This window comes from Photobacterium phosphoreum (assembly GCF_002954725.1).
In the GTDB taxonomy this organism is placed as follows: Bacteria; Pseudomonadota; Gammaproteobacteria; order Enterobacterales; family Vibrionaceae; genus Photobacterium; species Photobacterium phosphoreum.
Genome location: NZ_MSCQ01000001.1, coordinates 1,148,844 through 1,149,498, shown reverse-complemented (window position 1 = coordinate 1,149,498; position 655 = coordinate 1,148,844). Strand labels below are relative to the sequence as shown.

The following is a 655-nucleotide window of genomic DNA, read 5'->3' as shown; positions in this document are numbered from 1 at the left end:
TTATAGAGTAGGGAAGTCACGGCTTTTTTCTAGTGCTAGGTTTGAATTTTTCTGGGTGAACTAACACTGGATTTATTTCTTCAAGTTGACGGATTGCCCGTTGTTGGGCGGTTCGTTTGGGGGCTTTTTTACTGCGACTACGTGTTTGTTGTTGGTCATATTGTTGCTGTTTCGCCTGGGCAAATTTCAATACTGCACCCAAACGTTTGTTATCAATTATCTGACCTTGGTCAACATCTTCGAGCTTATCAAACACTTTGAATTCTAATTTTCGATGGCCATATTGAATTGCGATCGTACCATCTGGACGATCAAGAACCTTAACGACTTGACGCACAAGACGTTGATTTTCTTCGGTTGGATCAATTAAATAGATAACTTTGTCGTATTGAAATGTCAGTGATTTTGATACTTTTCTTAGCTCTTGCCATGCAAAAATATCATGTAATTCATCTACTGATTCTCGTAATGGTCGATGCATGTTTTTAGGATATTGAGCAACTTTAGCAAAACGATGGTTAAAATCAGCAATAAAGTCGGGGAGCCATACATTAGCTTGTTCAATATTATCAATGTGTTGTAATCACATTTCTTTGACTAAGCGATCTTGTAAAGTTTTGTTGGCACGTTCAACACGGCTTTTGGCTTGAGAGCT

The 655-nt window shown here is 38.3% G+C and carries 1 pseudogene; it reads right to left on the bottom strand.

The window, feature by feature from the left end:
• Window positions 1–16 precede the first annotated feature (16 nt).
• Window positions 17–655, bottom strand: a pseudogene (locus tag BTO21_RS05060) (transposase family protein); the annotation flags it as partial.